We start from the raw sequence: 25,058 nt of genomic DNA, 5'->3' as shown, positions 1-25,058 counted from the left end.
CCAACGATCACCGCGTGGGCGGGAAACCCGCCCACGCTACGGGTCAGAGCGAAACCGGCCGATTATTCCGAGGCCGGCGGTAGGGTGGGCGGGTCCCCCGCCCACGCGTTCAAGCGGCCAACAGGCAGCCCGTCCGGATTATTCCGCGGCCGGCTTGAAGAAGGCCAGCACCTCTTCCTGCACCCTGGTCCGCTTGAACGGCGGCAGACTCTGCCAGATACGCCGCCCATACGGCTTGCTGATCAGGCGCGGGTCGCAAATCATCAGCACGCCGCGGTCGTCGACGTCGCGAATCAGGCGTCCGGCGCCCTGCTTCAGGGTGATGATCGCCTCCGGCAGCTGGTGGTGCATGAAGCCGTTCATGCCCTGCTTTTCCATCACCTCGATGCGCGCGGCCAGCACCGGATCGTCCGGCGGGGCGAAGGGCAGCTTGTCGATGATGACGAGCGACAGCGCATCGCCGCGCACGTCGACGCCTTCCCAGAAACTCTGGCTCCCCACCAGCACCGCGTTGCCCGCATTCCGGAACGAGTCGAGCAGTTCGGTACGTCCACGCTCGCCCTGCACGAACAGCGGGAACTCCAGCCCCCGTTCGGCGAATTCGGTGCGCAGGCGCTCGGCGACGCGGTTCACGGCGCGGATCGTCGTGCACAGGAAGAAGGTGCGCCCGCCCGCCGCCTCGATCACCGGCAGCGCGCAGTCGACCACGGCATCCGTGTAGCCCATCGAGTTCGGTTCCGGCAGGCCGGTCGGCACGTACAGCACGCCCTGCTCGCCATAATTGAAGGGGCTCGGCCAGGTCAGCGCCGGTTCGCCCGTCAGCCCCATCTGGTCGGCGAAATGCTTGAAATCGTTTTTGACGGCCAGCGTCGCCGAGGTAAAGATCCAGCTGCGCGGCGTGCCTTCGCGCTGGTTCTGGAAGATCGGCGCGATCGACAGCGGGGTCTTGTGCAGCTGCAGCGAGGAGTTGAAGGCCTCGACCCAGAGCACGGCCTGCTCGCCCTCGGGCACCTTGGCCTTCGGATCGGCCTTCCAGGCGTCGTAGGCCGCCTTCAGCTCGACCGCGCGCACGCGGCAGGCTTCCAGCGTTTCGGCGCGCTCGGCCTGGTCTTCCAGCACGTCGATCAGGCCATCGAGTTCTTCCTTCAGCTTGTCCAGCGCCGGGAAGAAATTCGAAGTCGGCGGCACCTGCGGCAGCGACAGACGCGTGCCGCCTTCCGGGAAGGTCAGGCGCAGGTCGCGCGCGGCCTTTTCGACGACGGTGACGACCTTGGCCCAGTCCGGACCGCCGCGCGCATGGGCCAGGCCCTCGGCCAGCACGTCGCGGCACAGTTCCAGCACTTGCGAGGTCGAGATCGACTGGCCGAAGAACAGGGTCGCGGTATCGGGCAGCTGGTGCGCCTCGTCGAAGATGATGGTGTTGGCCGACGGCAGCAGCTCGGCGACGCCGGTATCCTTCAAGGCCACGTCGGCGAAGAACAGGTGGTGGTTGACCACGACCACGTCCGCCTGCTGGGCTTCCCTGCGCGCCTTCATGACGAAGCAATCCTGGTAGTACTGGCACTCGGCGCCCATGCAGGTGTCGCGGGTGGAGGTCACCAGGTTCCACACCGAGGCGTTTTCCGGCACCTTGGCCAGTTCCGCCTTGTCGCCGGAATTGGTCATCTTGATGAAGCGCGAGATCTCGCGCAGGTGGCCGACGTCGTCGCGCGAGGTCAGGCGCCCGTTCTGCAGCGTGCGCTCCAGGTGGAAGTGGCAGACGTAGTTCGAGCGGCCCTTGAGCAGCGCCACCGACACCGGCGCCTTCAGCGCCTGGCGGATGGTCGGGATATCGCGCAGGAACAGCTGGTCCTGCAGGTTCTTGGTACCGGTCGAGACGATGGTCTTGCCGCCCCAGAGCAGCGCCGGGACCAGGTAGGCGAAGGTCTTGCCGGTGCCGGTGCCGGCCTCGGCCATCAGGACCTTCTGGCCGTCGATCGCGCTGGCGATGGCCTTTGCCATCTCGGTCTGCGACTGGCGCGGTTTGAAGGTGCCGACGGCGGGCGCGAGCGGGCCGCCGACCCCGAACAGGCGGTCGAGCTCGGCATCGTATTTACCGGCCGGTTCTTGGGGCGAATAGTCGGCAGGTGCGCCGTCGGCGGCGCCGGGCGCAGGTAATTGATCGGTCAAAATGAGTGCTTTTTTAAATGCGGAGCTTGAATCCGGAGGCCGAAAAGCAATCAGGCCGGCACGTCCGGCACGAGTTGCATTTTCAGCAGGGTGATATGGTCTTTCAGCTGCAGTTTACGCTTTTTCAGGCGGCGCAGCTGGAGCTGGTCGGCATGGCCATCGGCGGTCAGCATGGCAATGACTGCGTCCAGGTCGCGGTGTTCGACGTCGAGTTCAATAATGCGGCGCTGGATGTCTTGGACATCGGTCATGATGGCGGTTCCAAACGAGTTTTTCAACAAGGCGGGGCGGCGGGGACCGCAAGCGGGCGCCGCAGGCAGGCGCTGGGCATACCGAATTCGCATTGCAGATTAACGCTTACGGCTTGCAACGCGACGGCATCTCGGTGCATAGTTTAATCCAGAGCGACGTTGCCGCCAACAAAGATTGGCTTCTGAGCCACGGAAAGCATCAAAGTTTATGAATCTCTTCAAGATCGAGGCCGGAACCGCACAGCACATCGGCAACCGCCCGCGCCAGAACGACCGGGTCGCCATGCTGACGGGTGCGCGTGCGCCGGGCCACGTGCTGGCCGTGCTGTCCGACGGCATCAACAGCGCCGCCGGCGCCGAACAGGTGCTCCACACGGCCAAACAGGTATTCGACAGCTTCAAGCCGAGCGACACGCCCAATCCCGAGCGCCTGGCCCAGCTGCTGCGCGACATCGTGCAGGAAACCCACCTCGTCATCAAGATGAACGCCGTCACCACCGGCGAGGAAGCGCACGCCAGTTTCGTCGGCCTGCTGCTCTCCCCGCACGGCGAGGCGGTCTGGGCCCATGTGGGCGACTCGCGCCTGTACCGTTTCGAAAACGGCGATCCGGTGCTGCGCACGAACGACGAGGCGTATATCGAGCACCTGGTCTCCCTCGACAAATTGCCGCTCGACGCGGCGCGCAACCACCGCCGCTCGAAGCTGCTGCTCAATGTGCTGGGTAATAGCCGCAAGGAACCGTTCGTGACGGTGGGCTGGCAGATGGGGATGGCGCCGGGCGATCAGTTCCTGCTCTGCTCGGACGGCTTGTGGCATTTCTTTACCGATGCGGAACTGGGGGCGGCGCTGGCGAGGTCGACGCCGCGTCAGGCGTCGGAGATGCTGATCAGCAAGGCGCGGGAACGGTCGCAGGGCAAGGGTGGGAATTGCTCGATGGCGATTGTGAAGCTGGTGAAGGCCTTGCCGGAGGGGACAGGAGTGTTTGGGGTGGCGGCGCGGGAGTGAACGGTCGTAGGGGTGGGCGAGGCCAATGGCCTCGCCCACGGCTTCATCGGGCATGCCCGGTGAACCCGTCATTGATGCCATTAGCATCAATGACCCCGTACGTTACGCTGCGGTCAACGTGATGGGGCAGGTGCCTGCTGTTCGGCCTCCGCCTTTTCCTTCCTGGCCTTTTCCGCGGCGCGCTTGGCTTCGCGTTCAGCCTTGCGGCGGGCGACGTCGCGCTGGCGCTCTTCGGACTTGCGGCGCCTTTCCTCGAAAGCGGCCGCATTTGCAGCACGCGTCGCGGCATTCGCCGGTTCCGCAGCGGCCTCCTGGGCGGCGCGCGCGTTGCGGCGGGCGATGCGGCCCGGTACCGTCGATGCGCGCGGGGGCGGCACCGGTGTGAGCGTCTTTGGCGCCACCGGCGGCTGGGCGGCGGCGCTCGCCTCCTCGGCCTGGAACTTCGCTTCGGCTTCCGCGATCGCCTTGTCGCGCTGCTCGACCGTGTTCTTGCGCTTGAAGTGTTCGGCTTCGACCTCGATCATGCGCTGCTCGGCCAGCGCCATGCGGCGTAGTTCCTTGGCCTCGTCCAGACAGTTATTCACGAAGAATTTGTCGTAGCAGACCGCCTCGCGCGCAGTATAGCGCGCTCCGATCGCGGCACGCTCGGCCGCCACTGCCGCCAGGCGCTCGTCGGCCTGTGCCACCGAGGTGGTCGGCGCGACGGCCTTGCTCACCGGTGCGGGGCGCTGGCCGGCGCAGGCGGCCAGCAGGCTGAACATCAACACTGCGCCGCCATGGCGCAACAGGGACTGTGATTTCGTCATCTTCTTCCTCGGGTTCGAGCGGTCAGGCGATGGCGTCGGCCGCGCCGCGCCGTTCGGCGAGCATGTACTCGCGCGACTGCATTTCAATGATACGCGAGACGGTGCGGTGGAATTCGTTCGCCAGCATGCCCTGCGTGTAGAGCTGCTCCGGCTCCACCGCCGCCGACATGATCAGCTTGACCTTGTGGTCGTAGAACACGTCGATCAGCCAGGTGAAGCGGCGCGCCTCAGACGACTGGCCTGCCGACATGGCGGGAATCCCGGACAGGATCACGGTGTGGAAACGCGTGGCCAGTTCCAGGTAGTCGTTCTGCGAACGCGGCCCGCCGCACAGGGTCGCGAAATCGAACCAGATCACGCCGCCCGCATGGCGCAGCGCGCGGATCTCGCGCTTCTCGATGTGGACGATCGGGCTTTCGTCGGCGGTGTCGGCGACTTTCGAATAGGCTTCGCGCAGTGCGTGGTCCGATGCCGCATTGAGCGGCGTGTAGTAGGCCTGCACCTGTTCCATGGCGCGCTTGCGGTAGTCGTTGCCGGCGTCGACGTTCAGGATGTCGAGTTTTTCCTTGAGGAGCGCGATGGTCGGCAGCATGCGGTCGCGGTGCAGGCCATCCGGATACAGCGTCGACGGCTCGTAGTTCGAGGTCATCACGAAGCTGACGCCGTTGTTGAACAGCGCGGTCAGCAGGTTATACAGGATCATCGCGTCGGCGATGTCGGAGACGTGGAATTCGTCGAAGCAGATCAGGCGGTATTTGCGCGCGATGCGTTTCGCCACTTCGTCGAGCGGATCGGCGACGCCTTTCAGTTCATCGAGCTGGCCGTGCACGGCGCGCATGAATTCGTGGAAGTGCAGGCGCGTCTTGCGCACCACCGGGACCACCGAATAGAAGCTGTCCATCAGGAAGGACTTGCCGCGCCCTACCCCGCCCCACATGTAGACGCCGCGCGGCACGTCCGGACGGTTGATGAGACGCTTGAAAGCGGACGACCGCTGGGCCTTGTACTGGACCCAGTCGTCGTACGCCTGCTGGAGGCGGTCGACCGCGGCCTGCTGGGCCGGATCGGACTTGAAGCCGCGCTCGGCGAGGGCGTGCTGGTAGTACTCTTGGACGTTCATAAGTTACACATATAAACGTAGGGTGGGCGGGTCTCCCGCCCACGCGTTCAACGCACATACGCAAGCCAAGGAGCGGGCTGGAATACGTAATTTGAACGCGTGGGCGGGGAACCCGCCCACCCTACGGGGGCTATCGTGATGCGAAGTTCCGCGTGGGCATGCCCACCCTACTAGAAATTCAGCGAACGCTTGTCGACCGCCAGCGCGGCTTCCTTGACGGCTTCCGACAGCGACGGGTGCGCGTGGCAGATGCGGGCGATGTCTTCCGACGAGGCCTTGAATTCCATCGCGACGACGGCTTCCGAGATCAGTTCCGAAGCGACCGGGCCCACGATGTGCACGCCCAGGATTTCGTCGGTGGTGGCGTCGGCCAGGAATTTCACCATGCCCGAGGTGTCGCCCAGCGCGCGCGCACGGCCGTTGGCCATGAACGGGAAGGTGCCGGCTTTGTACGCGACGCCTTCGGCCTTCAGCTGCTGCTCGGTCTTGCCGACCCACGCGATTTCCGGCGAGGTGTAGATCACCCATGGAATCGTGTTGAAGTTGACGTGGCCGTGCTGGCCGGCGATGCGCTCGGCAACGGCAACGCCCTCTTCCTCGGCTTTGTGCGCCAGCATCGGGCCGCGCACGACGTCGCCGACTGCCCACACGCCCGGCAGGCTGGTGCGGCATTCGTCGTCAACGACCACAAAGCCGCGCTCGTCCAGCTGCAGGCCGACGGATTCGCCGCCCAGGCCGATCGTGTTCGGCACGCGGCCGATCGAGATGATCAGGCGGTCGAAGGTCGCGGTCTGCTCTGCGCCGGTCGAATCGGCATACTGCACCGTGACATTATTCTCGCCCTTGGTGATCGCGCCGATCTTGCAACCCAGGTTGATTTTCAGGCCCTGCTTGGTGAACAGCTTGTGGGCTTCCTTGGCGATCTGCTCGTCGACCGCGCCCAGGAAGGTCGGCAGGCCTTCCAGCACGGTAACGTCGGCACCGACGCGGCGCCATACCGAACCCATTTCCAGGCCGATGACGCCGGCGCCGATCACGCCCAGCTTCGATGGAACCGCATCGATAGCCAGGGCGCCGGTGTTCGACAGGATCAGCTTCTCGTCGAATTCCGCGCCCGGCAGCTGGCGTGCGTTCGAGCCGGTGGCGACGACGACGTTCTTCGCCGTCAGCGTGTCAGTCGTTGGACCGGTCACGTTGATGGTGTAGCCGCCTTCGGCCTTGCCGGCGAAGGCGCCGCGGCCGTGGAAGAAGGTGACCTTGTTCTTCTTGAACAGGAACAGGATGCCGTCGTTGTTCTGCTTGACGATGGTGTCCTTGCGCTTGAGCATTTGCGGCAGGTTCAGTTCCAGGCCGGCGACATTGATGCCGTGCTCGGCGAAGGCGTGGCCGGCGTGCTCGAAGTGTTCCGACGATTGCAGCAGCGCTTTCGACGGGATGCAGCCGACGTTGGTGCAGGTGCCGCCTGGAGCCGGCTTGCCTGCCGCGTTGCTCCACTCGTCGATACAGGCCGTCTTGAAGCCGAGCTGGGCTGCGCGGATGGCAGCGATATAGCCGCCAGGGCCGCCGCCGATGACGACGACGTCGAATTGTTTCTCGTTACTCATGAATAGCTTCCTTATTTATTCTTCTGGGACAAAAATCCACATCAGCAGATAAATCACGGCCCCGAACCCGAAGGTGATGGTGAACAGCGCGAACAGGAGGCGCCAGACCCAGGCGTCGATGTTGGTCGCAAGGGCCAGGCCGCCGCAGACGCCACCGAGCCAGCGGTCCACCCGCGAGCGCCGCAGCGCATTGAAGTCGCCGGCGAGCGTGCCGTCGCCCTTGTTCAGGCTGACCTTTTCGCTGCCGGGGGCAGCGCCGGACAGTACCCGCGCCTTGGCCTGTTCAAACTCGGCGGCCGTCAATGCGCCGGCCTGGTGCAGCTCGTGCAGACGCCGGATTTCATCGGAGATCATGGCAGTCCTCCACTAGGGTTCGGCGGACACGCAAGCGCTGGCCTGCGTGTCCGGGCCGTTACAGAGAGATTACAGGTCCAGCAGCAGGCGCGCCGGATCTTCCAGCGCATCCTTCATCGCAACCAGGCCCAGCACGGCTTCGCGGCCGTCGATGATGCGGTGGTCGTAGGACATCGCCAGGTAGTTCATCGGACGGATGACGATCTGGCCGTTTTCGACGACGGCACGGTCCTTGGTCGCGTGCACGCCCAGGATCGCCGACTGTGGCGGGTTGATGATCGGGGTCGACAGCATCGAGCCGAAGGTACCGCCGTTCGAGATCGAGAAGGTACCGCCCGACAGGTCTTCCAGGGTCAGCTTGCCTTCCTTGGCTTTCTGGCCGAATTCGCCGATCTTCTTCTCGATCTCGGCGATCGACATCTGGTCGGCGTTGCGCAGGATCGGCACCACCAGGCCGCGCGGCGAACCGACGGCGATACCGATGTCGAAGTAGCCGTGGTAGACGATGTCGTTACCGTCGACCGAGGCGTTCAGGATCGGGTACTTCTTCAGTGCGGCAACGGCGGCCTTGACGAAGAAGGACATGAAGCCCAGCTTGACGCCGTGCTCTTTCTCGAACTTGTCCTTGTACTTGGCGCGCAGGTCCATCACCGGTGCCATGTTGACTTCGTTGAAGGTCGTCAGGATGGCGTTGGTCGACTGCGATTGCAGCAGGCGCTCGGCGATACGGGCGCGCAGGCGGCTCATCGGCACGCGCTCTTCGGCGCGGTCGCCCAGGTTCGCGACCGGTGCGGCGACCTGTTGAAGCGCCGGCTTGGCGGCTGGTGCCGGTGCTGGAGCGGCGGCAGGCTTGTTGGCGACTGCGGCCAGGGCGTCGCCCTTGGTCACGCGGCCGTCGCGGCCCGAGCCGTCGATGCCGGCGGCGTTCATGTTGTTGTCGGCCAGGATCTTGGCAGCGGCCGGCATGGCGACACCGGACATCGCGCCACCGGTGGCGGCAGGAGCAGCGGCTGGCGTCGAGATCGCTGCGTTCGGCGCGGCCGACGGTACGGCTTTCACTTCCAGCGGGGAGACTTGCGCCGAGGCGTCGGTGTCGATGACGGCGATGACTTCGCCGGCGACGACGGTGGCGCCGTCGGCCTTCAGCAGTTGCACGATCACGCCGGCGCTTGGCGCCGGCAGTTCAAGGACCACCTTGTCGGTTTCGATGTCGATCATGTTTTCGTCGCGGCCGATAGGCTCGCCGACCTTCTTGTGCCACGACAGCAGGGTCGCTTCAGCGACCGATTCCGACAGTTGCGGGACCTTGACTTCGATTTGTGCCATGTAAAACTCCGTTAAATTATTCTGTGATTTTGAAAACACGTTACACACATTAAACAAACCGGCCGCCTTGGGGCGACCGGTTTGCGGTGTGGACTTATTTGGTCAGGATGAAACCCTTGAGCTTCGAGAACGCCGTGTCCAGCAGTTCCTTCTGCTGCGCCACGTGCTTGTCCGAGTAGCCGACAGCCGGAGCCGCCGAGGCCGGACGGCCGGCATATGCCAGGCGCTGACCTTCGTCCATGTTTTCGAAAATGTTGTGCTGGATCTGGAACCACGGGCCCTGGTTCTGCGGCTCGTCCTGTGCCCACACCACTTCGGTCGCGTTGCTGAACTTCTTCAGTTCGGCGCCGAACGACTTGTGCGGGAACGGGTACATCTGTTCCATGCGGATGATCGCGACATCGTTCACGCCGCGCGTCTTGCGTGCGTTGACCAGGTCGTAATAGACCTTGCCCGAGCAGACGATCACGCGCTTGACCTTCGACGCTTCGATCTTCTCGTCGGTCTCGCCGATCACGGTCTGGAAACCGCCCTTGGTCAGCTCGGTCAGCGACGAACCGGCATCCTTGTTACGCAGCAGCGATTTCGGCGTGAAGATGACCAGCGGCTTGCGGAACTGGCGCACCATCTGGCGGCGCAGCAGGTGGAAGATCTGCGCGGCGGTGGTCGGCTGGACGACTTGCATGTTGTTGTCCGCGCACAGCTGCAGGAAGCGCTCGATACGGCCCGACGAGTGCTCCGGACCCTGGCCTTCATAGCCGTGCGGCAGCATCATGACGAGACCCGAGGCGCGGCCCCACTTCACTTCGCCCGAAGCGATGAACTGGTCGATCACGACCTGGGCACCGTTGACGAAGTCGCCGAACTGGGCTTCCCAGATGGTCAGCGTGTTCGGTTCGGCGGTCGAATAGCCGTACTCGAAGCCGAGGACCGCTTCTTCCGACAGCACCGAGTCGATGACCGTGAACTGTGCCTGGTTTTCCGACACGTTGGCCAGCGGCAGGTAGATGCCCTGGTCCCAGCGCTCGCGGTTCTGGTCGTGCAGCACGGCGTGGCGGTGCACGAAGGTGCCGCGGCCGGCGTCCTGGCCCGACAGGCGGATCGCATAGCCGGACGACAGCAGCGTCGCGTAGGCCAGGTGTTCGCCCATGCCCCAGTCCAGGTTCAGTTCGCCGCGGCCCATGGCGGCGCGGTCGGCCAGCACTTTTTCGACCAGCGAATGTGGTTTGAAACCTTCAGGCACCTTGGTGATGCGCTCGGCCAGGCGTTTCAGTTCCGCCAGCGGCACGGCGGTATCGGCCGCGTCGGTCCACTTCTTGTTCAGGAACGGCGCCCAGTCGACGGCGAACTGGTTCTTGTAGTTGGTCAGGACCGGATCGACCGTGTGCTTGCCGGCGTCCATCGCGTCGCGGAAGGCGGCAACCATCTTGTCGCCTTCGTCGGCCGCGATCGTGCCCTGGGCAGCGAGCTTCTCCGCGTACAGCTTGCGGGTGCCCGGGTGCTTGGCGATCTTCTTGTACATCAGCGGCTGGGTCAGCGCAGGCGTGTCCTGCTCGTTGTGGCCCAGTTTGCGGTAGCAGATGATGTCGACGACGATGTCCTTGCCGAACTCGACGCGGTAGTCCATCGCGATCTGAGTAGCCAGCACGACCGCTTCAGGGTCGTCCGCATTGACGTGCAGGACCGGCGCTTCGATCATCTTCACGACGTCCGAGCAGTACAGCGTCGAACGGGCGTCGCGCGGGTCGGAGGTGGTGAAGCCGATCTGGTTGTTGATGACGATGTGCATCGTGCCGCCCGTGCCGTAGCCGCGGGTTTGCGCCAGGTTCAGGGTTTCCATGACCACGCCCTGGCCGGCGAATGCGGCGTCGCCGTGCACCAGGATCGGCAGCACTGTCTTGCCCTTGCGGTCGCCGCGACGTTCCATGCGGGCCTTGACCGAACCTTCGACGACCGGGTTGACGATCTCGAGGTGGGACGGGTTGAAGGCCAGCGACAGGTGGACCGGGCCGCCCGGGGTCGAGACGTCGCTCGAGAAGCCCTGGTGGTATTTCACGTCGCCCGACGGCAGGTCGTCGGCGTGCTTGCCTTCGAATTCTTCGAACAGTTCCGATGGCGCCTTGCCCAGGGTGTTGACCAGGACGTTCAGGCGGCCGCGGTGGGCCATGCCGATGACGATTTCCTGGACGCCCTTTTCGCCGGCGCGCTGGATGGTCTCGTCCATCGAGGCGATGAAGGACTCGCCGCCTTCGAGCGAGAAGCGCTTGGCGCCGACGTATTTGGTGTGGAGGTAGCGTTCCAGGCCTTCGGCCGCGGTCAGGCGGTCGAGGATGTGGCGCTTCTTCTCGGCCGTGAAGGTCGGGGTCGAACGGATCGACTCGAGGCGCTCCTGGATCCAGCGCTTTTCGGTCGGGTCGCTGACGTACATGAACTCTGCGCCGATCGAGCGGCAGTAGGTGTCACGCAGCATTTGCAGCAAGTCGCGCAGGGATGCGTTCTCGCCGCCGAAATAGGTATTGCTGATGTTGAACTTGGTGTCCAGGTCGGCATCGGTGAAACCGTAGAAGGCCGGATCGAGTTCAGGGATGGGCGGACGTTCCTGGCGCTGCAGCGGATCCAGGTTGGCCCAGCGCAAGCCGAGGTTGCGGTAGGCGGCGACCAGCTGGGTCGCGGCGACGCGCTTGCGTGCCATTTCCGGGTCGGCTTCGCCGGCGGTGGCGGTGACGGTGCGGATCGGGCCATGCTTCGCGCGTTCGGCGAAGGAGGCGATCACTGACGAGTGGATCACGTCGGGACGGGCACTGCCGTCGACTGCAGGCACGTTCTGCATGCTGTCGAAATAGGCGCGCCAGTTGTCCGGGACCGAGCCAGGATTGTTCAGGTAGGCTTCGTATAACTCTTCCACGTACGGCGCATTACCGCCGAACAGGTACGAGTTCGCAGTTTGTTGTTGCATCATTCTTGCTCACCTTTTCTTCGCGCTTCGCGAGTTTGGCGGGTTAATCTAACCTTCCGCGACACGGCCTGACCGGTTAGCGGATCGCACTTACTACATCAAGTTGTGGGGGAAGGACAGATGGGGTCGCCATCAACCTGCTGCGCGTCGGACTTTCGGCCTGCGGTGCTCGCTGTACGCTTGTACAGCTGCGCTCCTCGGCCGAAATTCCTTCCGCTCGCTACGGTTGCTGACGACCCCATGTTACTGAGAAGAACCTTCCTGATTCTCCGCAATAGCGGGGGGTATTGTAACGCAACATACGGCACGCATAAGGGCTGGACTGAATTTTGTTGACCACCTAAATGATAATAGTTATCATTTGCGTTGTGTACTCAACAGGAAGCTTGCATGTCTGTCCAGAACCCGCCGCGCTCGACCGAAGCAGCCCCTGCTGCCCTGCCCGGCGCACGGCGCTCGTTGTGGCTGAGGACCTTGCATCAGTGGCACTGGATCAGCTCGGCGATTTGCCTGACGGCGATGTTGCTTTTTAGCATCACCGGCTTCACGCTGAACCATGCGGCGCAGATCGAATCGAAGCCGGAGGTCACGCGCATCAAGTCTGTGGTGCCGGCGGCGCTGCTTCCTGCACTGCGCGTGTATGCCGAACAGCACGTCGACGGCGAGGCGCCGGTGCCGGCCCAGCTCGCCGAATGGGCGAACGCAGCCTTCCCGGTCGACCTGCGCGGCCGCTCCGCCGAATGGAGCGAGGAAGACGCGTATATCGCCCTGCCCCGTCCGGGCGGCGATGCCTGGCTGCGCGTCAGCCTCGACGGCAAGGCCGAATACGAACTTACCAGCCGCGGCGCCATTTCCTGGCTCAACGACATGCACAAGGGCCGGAATACCGGCCCCGTGTGGAGCTGGTTCATCGACCTCTTCGCCCTTGCCTGCCTCGTGTTCTGCATCACCGGTTTCCTGATCATGAAGATCCACGCCGGCAACCGGCCCTCGACCTGGCCCGTGATCGGCTTCGGCATCGTCCTGCCGGCCGTACTCGCACTCTTGTTCGTTCACTAATCTCGCATCTATTAATACAGAAGGCATTTGCATGAAACTGTCTCCCTCGCTCGCCCTGACCCTGCCCCTGATTTCGGGCGGCGCCGTGGCCGCCGACCTGTCGGTGAAGTTCGAACTGCCGCAGCTGAACGTGGCCGAGTACCACAAGCCCTATGTCGCGATGTGGATCGAAAAGGCCGACGGCGCCGTCGCCTCGACCCTGGCTGTGCTCTACGACGTCAAGAAGAAGGACAACGCCGGCGAGAAATGGGTGAAGGACATGCGCACCTGGTGGCGCAAAGCGGGCCGCGACACCACGCTGCCGATCGACGGCGTCTCCGGCGCGACCCGTGCCGCCGGCACCCACACGCTGAGCTTCGGCCCGGCGAAGACCGGCATCGACAAGCTGCCGGCCGGCGACTACAAGCTCGTCATCGAAGCGGCGCGTGAAGCGGGCGGACGCGAACTGGTGCGCGTGCCGTTCAGCCTGCCGGCCAAGGGCAAGGTCGCGGCCACGGCCAACGGCAAGGAAGAACTCGGCGCCGTGTCGATCAACATCCAATAAGAGAAAGCCATCATGCAAAACTCGCTCCACAGTTCATTCGTCAAGCATGGCGTACTCGGCCTGATCCTGCTCGCCACCGCCGGCGTTGCCAGCGCCCACCGCCCCTGGATGCTCCCGACCTCGACCATCGTCGAGACCAAGGAAGCCTGGGTCACGATCGACGGCGCAGTCTCGGAAGGCCTGTTCGACTTCGACCACATGCCACTGCGGATGGACGGCGTGACCGTCACCGCGCCGGACGGGACGACTGCGGCCGGCCCCGCCGCCGTGACGGGGAAACTGCGTTCCTCGATCGACCTGCCGCTCCCGAAGGAAGGCACCTACCGCATCGCCCTGGTCAGCACCAACGTGATGGGCAGCTACAAGGTCGGCGAGGAAGTCAAACGCTTCCGCGGCAGCGAGGCCGATTTTGCGAAACAGGTGCCGGCCGGCGCGCAGGACGTGCGCAAGACCATCACCCACCAGCGCATCGAAACCTTCGTCACCGCACATAAAACGAATGATGCCGCCCTCAAGCCGACGAATGCAGGCCTGGAAATGGTCCCGCTGACCCATCCGAACGACCTGCGCGCCAACGAGACGATGCGCGTGCGCTTCCTGCTCGACGGCAAACCGCTGCCGAACCTGCCGTTTTCCCTGGTGCCGGGCGGCGTGCGCTACCGTGGCGTGGCCGGCGAAATCCGCCTCACCACGGACGCCAAGGGCGAAGCCAGCTTCAAGCTGCCAGCCGCAAACATGTACTGGATGAACGCGGCCTATCCGCCGAATCCGGGCAAGGGTCCTGCTCCGGACAACGGCCCGGCCGAGAGCAAGCGCTACGCCTACACGGCCACGCTCGAAGCCCTGCCGGAGTAAGCGCGCCTTTGAGTACTCCCTTGCGCCAGGTCCTCGTTCCCCTCGCCATCGATCCCGCCGCGCCCCCTGGCGGCAGCGTCCTCTTTGACGCCGCTGGGTCGACGATGGGAACGAGCTGGTCGGCGCACCTGCTCGTCCCTGCCGGCGTGCGCAGCAATCTCGGCGAGCAGATGCAGCGGGAACTCGACGGCATCGTCGGCGAGATGAGCCACTGGGAACCCGATTCCATCCTGGGCCGCTACAACCGCGCACCAAGCGGCAGGTGGCATGCGCTGCCGCCGCGATTTGTCGACGTGCTCGACTACGCGCTGCAGGTAGCTGCCGACAGCGGCGGCGCCTACGATCCTTTCTCCGGCGCGCTGGTCAACCTGTGGGGCTTCGGTCCCGAGCGGCGCTACAACCAGCCGGGTTTTTATGCGCCCGCGCCCGACGCGGTGCAGGCCACGCTGGCGCAGCGCGCGTCTCTCCATCCGGTTTTCGACCGTGCCGGTGCACGCCTGCTGCAGCCGGGCGGCGCCCTCCTCGATTTCTCCTCGGTGGCCAAGGGATATGCGGTCGACCGCCTGGCCCGGTGCCTGGAACAGCACGGCGTGCGCCATTACCTGGTCGAGATCGGCGGCGAACTGCGCGGTGCCGGCATGAAGCCCGACGGCCAGCCCTGGTGGGTGACGCTCGAAGGCGTGCCCGGTGTGGACAGTCCGGCCACGGTCGCCGCCTTGCACGGTTTGTCGATCGCCACCTCGGGCGATTACCGCCGCTATTTCCAGCATGGCGCGCTGCGCGCTTCGCACACGCTCGATCCGCGCAGCGGCTATCCGGTCTCAAACGAGCTCGCTTCCTGCACCGTCCTGCATCCGAGCTGCATGGCGGCCGATGCGCTGTCGACGACGATCACCGTGCTCGGCCCCGAGGCTGGCCTGGCCTTTGCCGAGGAACGCGGTCTCGCCGCGCGCCTGCTGCTGCGCCGTCGCGGCGGTCTCGAAGAGCGCACGACGACGGCTTACCGGGCGCTGCTGCAATGATGCTCACGATCGATCCCGTGCGCTGGGGCAGCGCCCTCGCACTGGTGGCCGCCTGGGGCGGACTGTGCACGGCCATGCTGCGCAGGGCGACGCCTGCGGTCCCGGACGGCGACGCCGACTGGCTGGTGGTCTACGCCAGCCAGACCGGCAACGCCGAATACCTGGCCCAACAGACCGCGGCCACGCTCGCCACCGGCGGCCTGTCGGCACGCGCCCTGAGCATCGAGGACCTCGACGCCGGCACCCTCGCCGGCAGCACGCGCGCCCTCTTCATCGCCAGCACCTATGGCGAAGGCGATTCGCCCGATGCCGCCGCGCGCTTCGCCGGCGTCACGATGGCCGGCGGCGCCGACCTGTCGCAGCTGCACTATGCCGTGCTTGCGCTGGGCGACAGCAGCTACACCCACTTCTGCGGCTTCGGCCGCGCGCTCGATGGATGGCTCACGGCGCGCGGCGCCACGCCCCTGTTCGCGCGCATCGACGTCGACCGCGGCAACGCCGAGGCCATCGCGGGCTGGCAGCACCAGCTCAGCCACCTGGCCGGCACCAGCGATTTGCCGGACTGGGAAGCACCGGCCTATGGCCAGTGGCGCATCCTCGAGCGCACGCTGCTCAACGAAGGCAGCGCCAGCGCGCCCCTGTACCGCATCGCCCTGATCCCCGCCGAGGGGGCATTGCCGGATTGGGAAGCCGGCGACCTGGTGCAGGTCCGTGCTCCGCGCGACCCGGACCTGCCGCGCGAATATTCGATTGCCTCGGTTCCGGGCGAAGGGCGCATCGAACTGCTGGTGCGCCTGCAACGCAAGGATGACACTCGCGACGGCAGCCTTGGTGCGGCCTCGGGCTGGCTGTGCCTGGAGGCGGGCGGCAGCGACACCATCGCCCTGCGCATCCGCGCGCATGCGCGCTTCCGCCTCGGAGAGAATGCGGCGCGGCCGCTGATCTTGGTCGGCAACGGCACCGGCCTGGCCGGCCTGCGCGCCCACATGAAAGCGCGCATCGACGCCGGCGTGGCCGACAACTGGCTCGTCTTCGGGGAGCGCAATGCGCGGGCCGACTTCCTCTGCCGTGACGAACTCGAACGCTGGCGCGACGCGGGCCGCCTGGCGCGCCTCGACACCGCCTTCTCGCGCGACGGCGCCGAGGCGCGCTATGTGCAGCACGTGCTGGCCGAGCAGGCGGCCGAAGTACGCGCCTGGATCGCACGCGGCGCGGCGGTGTATGTCTGCGGCAGTTTGCAGGGGATGGCGAGCGGGGTGCACGAGGCGCTGGCGGCTGCGCTGGGAGCGGATGCACTGGATGAACTTGCGGCGCAGGGCAGATATCGGCGCGACGTGTACTAACGCACCGCGCATGCTGACAGCCACCCACGCGGTGGCTTTTTTTACGCCCGAATCCATAGTGCACCGTATGGGGTCGTTGAGGCTAATGGCCTCAACGACGGGTTCACCGGGCTCTTGAGCCCACGCGTTGCAGAGCGTGCGGAATACGTGCGGTGTTTCGACCGGCAGCCGTGCGTAACGCGTGGGCTCAAGAGCCCACCCTACGGTGCATCAGCACCTCAAATGAAAACGCGAATGATAACGATTCTCGTTTACAAATCGTGGAGCCCTATCTAGAATGCTGGTCAACCCAACAAGAAGCGCCCCGCCTCAACGGGCGTCCTCCAACGAGAGAAAACAGGAAGACCATGCACCCGATCACCAGCCGCAAGCACGCCCCCAGCCGATTCCAGCACCAGATGAGCGCCGCCCTGGCGACGATGCTGCTCCCACTCGCCGCGCAGGCCGGCGAGGCCTCGCCACCCGCCCTCGACGACGCCATGCCGGTCTCGAAAGTCGAAGTCGTCGGCCGCCAGGAAAACGAGTTCAAGGCCGAGCGTGCGTCCTCGCCGAAGTACACCGAGAAGCTGGTCGACACCGCCCAGTCGGTGCAGGTCATCAAGAAGGAACTGATCGAGCAGCAAGGCGCCCTCACCCTGACCGAAGCGCTGCGCAACACCCCGGGCGTGGGCGCCTTCTTCCTCGGCGAGAACGGCAACACGAACACCGGCGACGCGATCTTCATGCGCGGCTTCGATACCTCGGGCAGCATCTTTGTCGATGGCGTGCGCGACGTCGGCTCGGTCTCGCGCGACGTCTTCAACCTCGAGCAGATCGATGTCGTGAAAGGCCCGGCCGGCACCGACAGCGGCCGCGGCGCCCCAACCGGTTCGGTCAACCTGGTCTCGAAAAAAGCGAACATGGAAGACGCGGTGTCGGGTTCGGCGACGGTCGGCAGCGCCTCGCAGAAGCGTGTCACGCTCGATGCCAACAAAGTACTGGATGCCGACCGCGGCATCGCCCTGCGCCTGAATGCGATGGCGCAGGACGCCGGCCGTCCGGCGCGCGACGTGGTCACGGATAAGCGCTGGGCCATCGCCCCGAGCCTCGGCTTCGGCCTGAACGGCCCGACGCGCGTGGTGCTCGATTACCTGCACGTCGACCAGGACAATATCCCCGATGGCGGCGTGCCGACCGTCGGCCTGCCCGGCTACACCAGCCCGGACCGTTCCCGTCCCTTCATCGGCGCCGCCGCACCGGTCGATCCGCAGAACTTCTACGGCTCGACCGGCGACTACGACAAGATCAAGGCGGACATGGCAACCGTGCGCATCGAGCACGACTTCGCGCCCGGCTTCAGGCTGCACAACATCACGCGCTACGGCCGTACCAGCCAGGACTACCTGCTCAGCGCCTTCATGGGATCGAGCGCCAACCTGGCCACGCCCAACCCAGCCGATCCGTCGACGTGGACCCTGGTGCGCAATACCCGCACCGTGAAGGACCAGGAAAACCGCATCCTCACCAACCAGAGCGCCCTCACTTCGGAGTTCGCCACCGGCGGCCTGCGCCACACGCTGGTGACGGGCCTCGAACTGACCAACGAGCGCCAGCTTGCCTACGGCCTGACGGGCCTGGGCCTGCTCCCCGCCGCGAACCTGTACCGTCCGGATGCGGCGGCGCCCGTCACCGGCCTGACGCCGAAGCGCACCGGCGCCTACAACGAGGGTACGATCGGCACGCAAAGCCTGTACGCCTTCGACACCATCAAGTTCGGCGAGCGCTGGATCTTCAACGGCGGCCTGCGCCTCGACCATTTCAATGGTGACTACACCGTGGCCGCACTCACCAACAATGTACTGGTGCCGACCCATTTCACGGTCGGCGACACCCTGGTCAACGGCAAGCTTTCGGCGCTCTACAAGCCGACGGCGAACAGCAGCATCTATGCGATGGCCGCCAGCTCGAAGCTGCCGCCGGGTTCCGGTTTCACGGTCTCGGGTAACCTCAACAACGCGCAGAACCCGATCTACGATCCGCAGGAAACCGTGACCACCGAGATCGGCGGCAAGCTCGATCTGTTCAAGGCGAAGCTCGCCCTGAGCGCGGCCCTGTTCCGCACCGAAGTGAAGAACGAAGTCGAGCAGGACCCGGTCGACCTGAAGTACTACCAGACCGGCAGGAAGCGCGTGCAGGGCGTGGAACTGGGCGCAACGGGCGAACTGGCGCGCAACTGGCTGGTCAGCGCCGGCTACCTGTACATGGACACCAGCGTAAAAGCCGGCAAGCTCACGACCGCGCTCGGCGAAAACCACCTCGCCTACACGCCGAAAAATGCGCTCACGCTCTGGACCTCGTACGAGCTGCCCTTCGGCCTGAAGCTGGGCGGCGGCGCGCGCTACAGCGACCGCCTGCTGCGCGGACTTGATGGCGCCATCGGCACGCCCGCGTACACCGATTCGTACTGGGTGTTCGACGCGATGGCCTCTTACCAGGTCAACCGCAACCTGGACATCCGCCTGAACGTCTACAACCTCGGCGACGAGCGCTATATCGCCAGCATCAACAAGAGCGGCTACCGCTACACGCCGGGCACGCCGCGCTCGGCCAGCTTGACGGCGAACCTGCGTTTCTGAGAATGGATGACCGGGAACGCTGCTTGCCCTAGAATGGCAAGCTGCCACTTCCTCCTGGTCTCCCTTGAAGATATCGATCGGCCTTCGCCTGTTCCTCTCGGTCCTGCTGGCCATCCTGGCGGTGGCGGCGAGCGCCGTCTTCCTGCTGCGCCAGAACGTGCTGGAGAGCTTCGGCGACTACGCGGTCCAGATCGAACTGGACCGCCTGGAAGAACTGTCGAACGACCTCGCCCGGCGCTACGCGCAGCACGGCGACTGGCGCTTCGTCCCGGCCGGCGCCCGGCGCGACTGGATATCGCGCGAACTGGCGCGGCTGCAGGCAGAGCGCGAAGCGCGTGCCCTGCCTGCGGCGCCGGCGCCGGCGGCACCGGTGCGCGCGCTACCCGCCGTACCTGCGGCGCCGTCCGCTCCCGTTGCCGCGGTTGCGGCTCCCGCTCCGCCGGCGCCGCCGGCCCCTCCCCTGCCGCCGCTGCCGCCGCCACCCCTGCACGAAGCATCCGAACCTGCCGAGGCGGCGTCCCTCCAGTCGCGCATCACTCTGTTCGACGCCGCCGGTCGCGTGCTCGCCGGCAGGCCGCCGGGTGCGCTACCGCTGGCGAGGCGTCCGATCCTGGTCGACGGCCGCACGGTCGGCTTCCTGGCGGTGGCGCGCACGGCGCGGCCCACCGACGCCCTCGCCTACGCCTTCCTCCAGCAGCTCGGCGCCAGCCTGTGGCCGATCGCCGCGGCCGGCGTCCTGCTCAGCGCCCTCGCCGCGACCCTGCTGGCCAGCCACTTCCGGCGTCCGATCGGGCGCCTGGCGCAAGGAGCACGGGCGCTGGCCGACGGCCGTTTCGACACCCGGCTGAAGGACGACCGCAGCGACGAGCTGGGCGAGCTGGCCGGCCACTTCAACGTCCTCGCCGCCCGCCTGGAAGGCGCGGAATCTGCGCGCCGCCAATGGGTAGCCGACACCTCGCACGAACTGCGCACGCCCCTGGCCGTGCTGCGCGCCCAGCTCGAAGCGCTGCAGGACGGCGTGCGCAGCGCCGACCCTGGCCACGTGGCGGCGATGCTGCGCCAGGTGCTGGCCCTGTCGAAACTGATCGATGAACTGTATGCGCTGGCGCGCGCCGACGTCGGCGCCCTCGACTGCCGGCGCGAACCGCTCGACCTGTGGCAGCTGGCATGTGAGGAAGCGCAGTCGTTCACGGACCGTTTCAAGGCGGCCGGGCTGACCCTGGAGTCCGGGAGCGCACCGCCGCGGTCGGAGGTGCTTGCGGACGCGGACCGCATGCGGCAAGTGCTGCGCAACCTGTTCGAAAACAGCCTGCGTTATACGGGCACGCCCGGCCGCGTGGCACTCTCGGCGCGGGTGGCCGAGGGACGCTTCGAGCTGGTCATCGACGACAGCGCACCGGGCGTGCCGGAGGCGGCGCTCAGGCACCTGGGCGAGCGTTTCTACCGGGTCGATGCCTCGCGCAGCCGTGCGGGCGGCGGCGCCGGGCTCGGACTGGCGCTCTGCCTGCGCCTGGTCGAAGCGCAAGGGGGCGAATTGCGTTTCGCCCACTCGCCGCTCGGCGGCCTGCGCGCCACGCTGTCATTTGGGCGGGTTGAATGAATACTGTTTATATCGTTGAGGACGAGCCCGAGCTGGCCGCCCTGGTCGCCGATTACCTGCACGCCGCCGGCTTCGATGCCACGGTCTTTGCCGACGGCCTCGAGGCCCTGTCTGCGATCCGCGCAAGGGTGCCGGCGCTGGTCGTGCTCGACCTGATGCTCCCCGGCCTCGACGGCCTGGCGCTGTGGCGCGAGGTGCGGGCCTTTTCCGAGGTACCGATCGTGATGGTGACGGCGCGGGTCGAGGAGATCGACCGCCTGCTCGGCCTCGAGCTGGGCGCCGACGACTACCTGTGCAAACCCTTCAGCCCGCGCGAACTGGTGGCGCGCGTCAAGGCCATCCTGCGCCGCAGCGGCGCCACAGCCCCTGCGCCGGCGGCAGCGCTGGCAATCGACGCGGCCGCCCGCCGCGCCAGCGTACGCGGCCAGGCCCTGGAGCTGACGCGCACCGAATTCGACCTGCTGGCGGCCCTCGCCGCGCGGCCCGGCCAGGTGTTTTCGCGCGCCCGGCTGCTCGAGCTGGCATGCCAGGACAAGCTGGACGCGACCGACCGCGCGATCGACAGCCATATCAAGAACCTGCGGCGCAAGATCGACGCCGCCGCGCCCGGATTCGAACCGATCCGCTCGATCTATGGCCTCGGCTACCGCTTCGAGTACTGAACTCCATTTTGTCTCCACATTCGCGGCGCAAGATGAGGTCATCGGCGCCACCATTACGCGCGCCCGAAACGAACACCGCAAGGAGAACGACATGCACCCACGCGCCATCTTCCTTATCGTCCCGACTGCCCTGCTGCTGGCCGCCGGCAGCAGCGAGGCCGCCGTCCGGATCGACTGCAAGCCCGCAAAAAGCGGACCCTGCGCCGCCCCGCCCGCCCCACCGGCGCCGCCGACTCCCCCTGCCCCGCCGGCCCCGCCTGCGCCGCATGCCGACGGCGACCTGGCCTATGCGCCGATCCCGCCCGTCCCTCCGACGCCGCCCGCACCGCCCGCCATGCCGGCCCCACCCGCCCCGCCGGCGCCGCCGCCCCTGCCCGAGATCCCGGCCGCGGCGCACGCCGCCTGTGCCGGCAAGGCGAACGGCAGCAGCCTGACCTGGACGCTCGGGCCGGGCGAAACCATGCGCGGCCTGTGCGAACGGGTCGACGGGCGCATGGTGTTCCAGCTGCGCAGCTACCGAAAGGCGGATTAAGCGTTTCTGGCGGACGGCACCCTGTTGGCAAAATGATTAGAATCTGCTCATCAGCAATCAATCGTCGGGGCGGCTATGTTCGATATGGATTTGGCGTGGTGGGAATTTATCGTACGCGGCGCGGTCGTCTACCTGGCACTGCTGTTGATGGTGCGCGTCTCGGGCCGGCGCACGGTCGGCCAGTTCACGCCTTTCGATTTGCTGGTGGTGATGCTGCTGTCGGAAGCCGTCTCGAATTCCCTGTCCGGCGGCGATAATTCGCTGAGCGGCGGCCTGATCATTGCCGCCACCCTGATCGCCCTGAACACCGCCGTGGCCTGGCTGTCGGCCAACAGCAAACGGGCGTCGGTCATGCTCGACGGCACGGCGGTGCTGATCGGGCGCGACGGCCAGTTCTTCGACAAGGTCGTCAAGCGCTGCCGCATCACGGAGTCCGACCTCGAACAGTCGCTGCGCTCGGCCGACTGCAAGCGGGAAGACATGGAATGCGCCTTCCTCGAGGCCGATGGCGAAATCACGATCCAGAAGAAGAAGTAATCGACAGCTCGCGCTCGGCCAGCAGCGCCGACCAGGCGGGAATCGCCGCCGCCCAGAAACCGGCCAGCGTGGCGGGCCGCGTGCCGGCAAGCGGCAGCCCGAGGAAGCGCGCGGCATCGAGCAAGGCCTTGACGCCCGCCGCTTCGTCGCCCGGCAGCACGGCCAGCGCGCCGGTCTGCTTGGAGAGCTTTTCGCCGTTGGCGTTGCGCACGACGGGCACGTGCAGGTAGCGCGGCGTCGGCACGCCCAGCAGGCGCTGCAGGTAAATCTGGCGCGCCGTCGAATCGATCAGGTCGGCGCCGCGCACGATGTCGGTCACGCCCTGCTCGGCGTCGTCGACCACCACCGCCAGCTGGTAGGCCCAGTAGCCGTCCGCGCGTTTCAGGACGAAGTCGCCGGATTCATGCGCCAGGTGCTGGGTTCTCAAGCCGGCAAAGCGGTCGACAAAGCTGATGGCATCCATGGGTGAGTCCGGCACGCGCAGGCGCAGGCTGCGCATGGATCGTCCGGGCGCGAGGCCGTGGCGGCAGGTGCCGGGATAGATGGCCGCGCCGTCGGGCGCGACGCCCAGGCGCGAGTCGAGGATTTCGCGGCGGTTGCAGCCGCAGGGGTAGGCATATGCCCCGAGCCGTTCGGCGGCCGCCGCGTACAGCGCCTTGCGCCGGCTTTGCCACACGACCTCGCGGTCGGAATGCATGCCGAGCGAATCGAGCAGCGCAAGGATGGCCGTGTCGGCCCCAGGCACGCTGCGCCCTTCGTCGATGTCCTCGATGCGCACCAGCCACTCGCCCCCGTGGGCGCGGGCATCGAGATGACTGGCGACGGCTGCAACCAGCGAACCGGCGTGCAGGGGCCCGGTGGGCGATGGGGCGAAACGCCCAACGTAGGGATTACTCACGGTGTAAAGGAGTTGCCTGGACGGGGCAACACGATACCACAGGGTCCTATCGCGGGCGGCCCTTCCAGCCGTCCTTCTCTTCGAAGTCGCGGATCAGGCGGGTGACCTGGCGGCCGACCTCGTTCGGCACGGCCATCGACAACTGGTAATGCACGATCTCGAAACTGCTGCCCTTGCGGCGCATGACGCCGCTCGCCTGGCAGACGCCCATCTGGGTGTCGAGCAGCTCGTCGAACCAGATCATCGACCCGTCTTCCGACGAATAGACGTTACGGCGCTGGGCCTTGAAGGCCCATGCCTTCTTGCGCTTGAAATAGGGCCGCGCCCAGGCCTTGAACGCGTCGCGACGCCAGTGCTCGGTCTTGTCGGTCCCGATGTAGACACCATCCTTCGCGATCTTGTCGAAATAGGCCATGCGCGCATGCGCCGCGTCGTCGTGCCAGCGGTCGACGAAGGCGTTGACCTGTTTCTTGAGGCCGGGATCGGCCTGGGCGACGAGCGCGCACAGCAACAGGGAACAAGCGAGCAACAAACGTTTCATGTGGATGCCGATTGTTGACTGGAAAATCACATTCTACACAGCCGTATGTAACCAAGTGTACAAATTGCCAAACTTTTTCAGCTCAGGTATATATTTGGCAACATTACTTCTTGTCAGCGATTTATGCGACTCCTGCTCATCTGCGTGCTCTGCCTTGCGCCTGCCGTCCGCGCCGAACCGGCGAAGCCCTTGCCTCCAGGCCCCTCGCTTGCCCCGCCCGCGCAGGCGGGAGCGCTGCCGCTGCGGGCGCGCCTGGATAAAGAAACGATCCGCACGGCGATCGCAGCGACAGCGGACGAGAACGATCCCAGGCCGCGCCGGCAGGAAGCCGACTCGCTCAGCGCGACGCCCTATCGATCGTTTTCAAAAGACTTTGCCGCCGCCCGCCTGCCGGACTGCCTGCATTCCGAAGGGCTGAAAAACCAGCCGACCTTTTTCCTGTCGGGTTTCATCGCCCTGCCCTTCATCGCAGTCGCCAGGCTGCGCGGCGTCTGCCGCTGAGCGCCTGCCTAGCGGTGCAGTTCGCCCGCGCGTTCGGGCTGGTAGACGATCTCGCGCACCGTCACCTCGAAGCGCCCGCCGTCCGGCCGCGTCCAGGCTATGCTGTCGCCCACTTTCAGTCCCAGCAGCGCATTGCCGACCGGCGTCAGCACCGACAGCCTGTCGGGTGCGCCCTTGACGTCCTTCGGGTAAGCGAGCGCCATGTCGAATTCTTCGGGACCGTGGTCCAGCACGAAGCGCACGCGCGAATTCATCGTGACGACGTCGGCCGGCATCTCTGCCGGCTCGACCAGCTCGGCCCTGGCCAGTTCTTCCAGCAGGGCCGCGCGCGTGCCGGCCTGGGCGGCGGGCAGCGAATCGAGCAGGTGTTCCAGGCGCTCCATGTCGAGCGAGGATACGACGATAGGTGGTCTCATGTGGTACTCCATATACAAAAGGAAAACGCTCCGCGTCATGCGGAGAAGGTCAATGCAGTGGAGGAGGCTCGGGAGGACGGAAGGCGGATGCCGGCCGGATTTCCTCACCGAGCCCGAGAGAGCCAGGCGAGATCTCGCACGCACGCCGCTGGCGTGCAAATGACATGCATGGACGCGACGCGACCTCCCTCGCTCAGGGGTGAACCACAAGCCTTTTCGTAGCTGAATGGATTCATGGCCGGATATAGTCGCTTGCTGCAATAAAACGTAGGGTGGGCTCCGCCCACGCGGTCGTACCCATGCACGCCGCAACGCATGCGACGGACACGGCGCCAGTATAG

At 66.0% G+C, this 25,058-nt stretch carries 23 protein-coding genes; 12 read left to right on the top strand and 11 right to left on the bottom strand.

Annotated elements, in window-relative coordinates:
• Positions 1-138: 138 nt before the first annotated feature.
• Both yoaA and ACI48I_RS05475 read right to left on the bottom strand, forming a co-directional pair.
• Positions 139-2,169, bottom strand: coding sequence for a DNA repair helicase YoaA (yoaA, locus tag ACI48I_RS05480; RefSeq protein ID WP_193684935.1), 2,031 nt, complete (start codon positions 2,167-2,169; stop codon positions 139-141).
• A gap of 50 nt (positions 2,170-2,219) precedes the next feature.
• Complete coding sequence (locus ACI48I_RS05475) at positions 2,220-2,420, bottom strand: YdcH family protein (protein ID WP_056333185.1); 201 nt, start codon at positions 2,418-2,420, stop codon at positions 2,220-2,222.
• Between the two features lie 208 nt (positions 2,421-2,628).
• Here ACI48I_RS05475 and ACI48I_RS05470 point away from each other — a divergent pair, with 208 nt between their 5' ends.
• On the top strand, positions 2,629-3,426 hold the full coding sequence (locus ACI48I_RS05470; protein ID WP_193684934.1) for a PP2C family protein-serine/threonine phosphatase: 798 nt from the start codon (positions 2,629-2,631) through the stop codon (positions 3,424-3,426).
• 113 nt (positions 3,427-3,539) lie between these two features.
• Here ACI48I_RS05470 and ACI48I_RS05465 read toward each other — a convergent pair whose 3' ends face one another.
• From ACI48I_RS05465 to ACI48I_RS05440, 6 genes are all read right to left on the bottom strand, one after another.
• Positions 3,540-4,232, bottom strand: a complete 693-nt coding sequence (locus ACI48I_RS05465; RefSeq protein WP_193684933.1) for a hypothetical protein — start codon at positions 4,230-4,232, stop codon at positions 3,540-3,542.
• 22 nt (positions 4,233-4,254) lie between these two features.
• Positions 4,255-5,352, bottom strand: coding sequence for a cell division protein ZapE (zapE, locus tag ACI48I_RS05460; protein ID WP_498573558.1), 1,098 nt, complete (start codon positions 5,350-5,352; stop codon positions 4,255-4,257).
• A 170-nt stretch (positions 5,353-5,522) separates the two neighbouring features.
• Positions 5,523-6,956, bottom strand: coding sequence for a dihydrolipoyl dehydrogenase (gene lpdA, locus ACI48I_RS05455; RefSeq protein ID WP_498573557.1), 1,434 nt, complete (start codon positions 6,954-6,956; stop codon positions 5,523-5,525).
• A gap of 15 nt (positions 6,957-6,971) precedes the next feature.
• A complete protein-coding gene (locus tag ACI48I_RS05450; RefSeq protein WP_193684930.1) occupies positions 6,972-7,310 on the bottom strand; it encodes a PspC domain-containing protein in 339 nt (112 codons plus the stop codon).
• Between the two features lie 69 nt (positions 7,311-7,379).
• Positions 7,380-8,636: a 2-oxoglutarate dehydrogenase complex dihydrolipoyllysine-residue succinyltransferase gene (gene odhB / locus ACI48I_RS05445; protein ID WP_193684929.1), complete on the bottom strand. Its 1,257-nt coding sequence runs from the start codon at positions 8,634-8,636 to the stop codon at positions 7,380-7,382.
• Between the two features lie 94 nt (positions 8,637-8,730).
• The gene (locus ACI48I_RS05440) at positions 8,731-11,595 is read right to left on the bottom strand and encodes a 2-oxoglutarate dehydrogenase E1 component (protein WP_193684928.1); all 2,865 of its coding nucleotides are present in this window, start codon (positions 11,593-11,595) and stop codon (positions 8,731-8,733) included.
• 387 nt (positions 11,596-11,982) lie between these two features.
• On the opposite strand from ACI48I_RS05440, the gene ACI48I_RS05435 reads away from it, so the two are divergent.
• From ACI48I_RS05435 to ACI48I_RS05390, 10 genes are all read left to right on the top strand, one after another.
• Positions 11,983-12,651: a PepSY-associated TM helix domain-containing protein gene (locus tag ACI48I_RS05435; protein WP_498573556.1), complete on the top strand. Its 669-nt coding sequence runs from the start codon at positions 11,983-11,985 to the stop codon at positions 12,649-12,651.
• Between the two features lie 31 nt (positions 12,652-12,682).
• Positions 12,683-13,195 (top strand): DUF2271 domain-containing protein, encoded by a 513-nt coding sequence (locus tag ACI48I_RS05430; RefSeq protein WP_498573555.1) that lies wholly within the window; start codon positions 12,683-12,685, stop codon positions 13,193-13,195.
• Between the two features lie 12 nt (positions 13,196-13,207).
• Complete coding sequence (locus ACI48I_RS05425) at positions 13,208-14,050, top strand: DUF4198 domain-containing protein (protein WP_498573554.1); 843 nt, start codon at positions 13,208-13,210, stop codon at positions 14,048-14,050.
• 20 nt (positions 14,051-14,070) lie between these two features.
• Positions 14,071-15,072 (top strand): FAD:protein FMN transferase, encoded by a 1,002-nt coding sequence (locus ACI48I_RS05420; RefSeq protein ID WP_498573968.1) that lies wholly within the window; start codon positions 14,071-14,073, stop codon positions 15,070-15,072.
• The gene (locus ACI48I_RS05415; RefSeq protein ID WP_498573553.1) at positions 15,069-16,415 is read left to right on the top strand and encodes a sulfite reductase subunit alpha; all 1,347 of its coding nucleotides are present in this window, start codon (positions 15,069-15,071) and stop codon (positions 16,413-16,415) included. Before ACI48I_RS05420 ends, ACI48I_RS05415 begins: the two co-directional genes overlap by 4 nt.
• Before the next feature lie 347 nt (positions 16,416-16,762).
• Complete coding sequence (locus ACI48I_RS05410) at positions 16,763-19,030, top strand: catecholate siderophore receptor Fiu (RefSeq protein WP_498573552.1); 2,268 nt, start codon at positions 16,763-16,765, stop codon at positions 19,028-19,030.
• Positions 19,031-19,094: 64 nt separating this feature from the next.
• Entirely contained in the window at positions 19,095-20,630 is a 1,536-nt protein-coding gene (locus ACI48I_RS05405) for an ATP-binding protein (protein WP_498573551.1), read from the top strand.
• Complete coding sequence (locus ACI48I_RS05400; RefSeq protein WP_498573550.1) at positions 20,627-21,292, top strand: response regulator; 666 nt, start codon at positions 20,627-20,629, stop codon at positions 21,290-21,292. The genes ACI48I_RS05405 and ACI48I_RS05400 overlap by 4 nt, the downstream gene beginning before the upstream one ends.
• A 91-nt stretch (positions 21,293-21,383) precedes the next feature.
• Positions 21,384-21,824 (top strand): hypothetical protein, encoded by a 441-nt coding sequence (locus ACI48I_RS05395; RefSeq protein WP_193684920.1) that lies wholly within the window; start codon positions 21,384-21,386, stop codon positions 21,822-21,824.
• Positions 21,825-21,899: 75 nt separating this feature from the next.
• Complete coding sequence (locus ACI48I_RS05390; protein ID WP_193684919.1) at positions 21,900-22,361, top strand: DUF421 domain-containing protein; 462 nt, start codon at positions 21,900-21,902, stop codon at positions 22,359-22,361.
• On the opposite strand, the gene gluQRS is transcribed toward ACI48I_RS05390, so the two are convergent.
• Together gluQRS and ACI48I_RS05380 are read right to left on the bottom strand one after the other, a co-directional pair.
• Positions 22,339-23,259 carry a tRNA glutamyl-Q(34) synthetase GluQRS gene (gluQRS, locus tag ACI48I_RS05385; protein ID WP_498573549.1) on the bottom strand — a complete coding sequence of 307 codons (921 nt, stop codon included), beginning with the start codon at positions 23,257-23,259 and terminating at the stop codon, positions 22,339-22,341. The genes ACI48I_RS05390 and gluQRS overlap by 23 nt on opposite strands.
• A gap of 46 nt (positions 23,260-23,305) precedes the next feature.
• Positions 23,306-23,800 carry a nuclear transport factor 2 family protein gene (locus ACI48I_RS05380; protein ID WP_193684917.1) on the bottom strand — a complete coding sequence of 165 codons (495 nt, stop codon included), beginning with the start codon at positions 23,798-23,800 and terminating at the stop codon, positions 23,306-23,308.
• A 123-nt stretch (positions 23,801-23,923) separates the two neighbouring features.
• On the opposite strand from ACI48I_RS05380, the gene ACI48I_RS05375 reads away from it, so the two are divergent.
• A complete protein-coding gene (locus ACI48I_RS05375) occupies positions 23,924-24,301 on the top strand; it encodes a hypothetical protein (RefSeq protein WP_193684916.1) in 378 nt (125 codons plus the stop codon).
• An 8-nt stretch (positions 24,302-24,309) separates the two neighbouring features.
• Here ACI48I_RS05375 and rnk read toward each other — a convergent pair whose 3' ends face one another.
• Complete coding sequence (gene rnk / locus ACI48I_RS05370) at positions 24,310-24,717, bottom strand: nucleoside diphosphate kinase regulator (protein WP_498573548.1); 408 nt, start codon at positions 24,715-24,717, stop codon at positions 24,310-24,312.
• Positions 24,718-25,058: the final 341 nt, after the last annotated feature.

The sequence above is a fragment of the Massilia sp. LXY-5 genome (genome assembly GCF_059801075.1).
The sequence above is the reverse complement of the archived record's forward strand: the minus strand, read 5'-3'. Positions and strand labels throughout refer to the sequence as shown.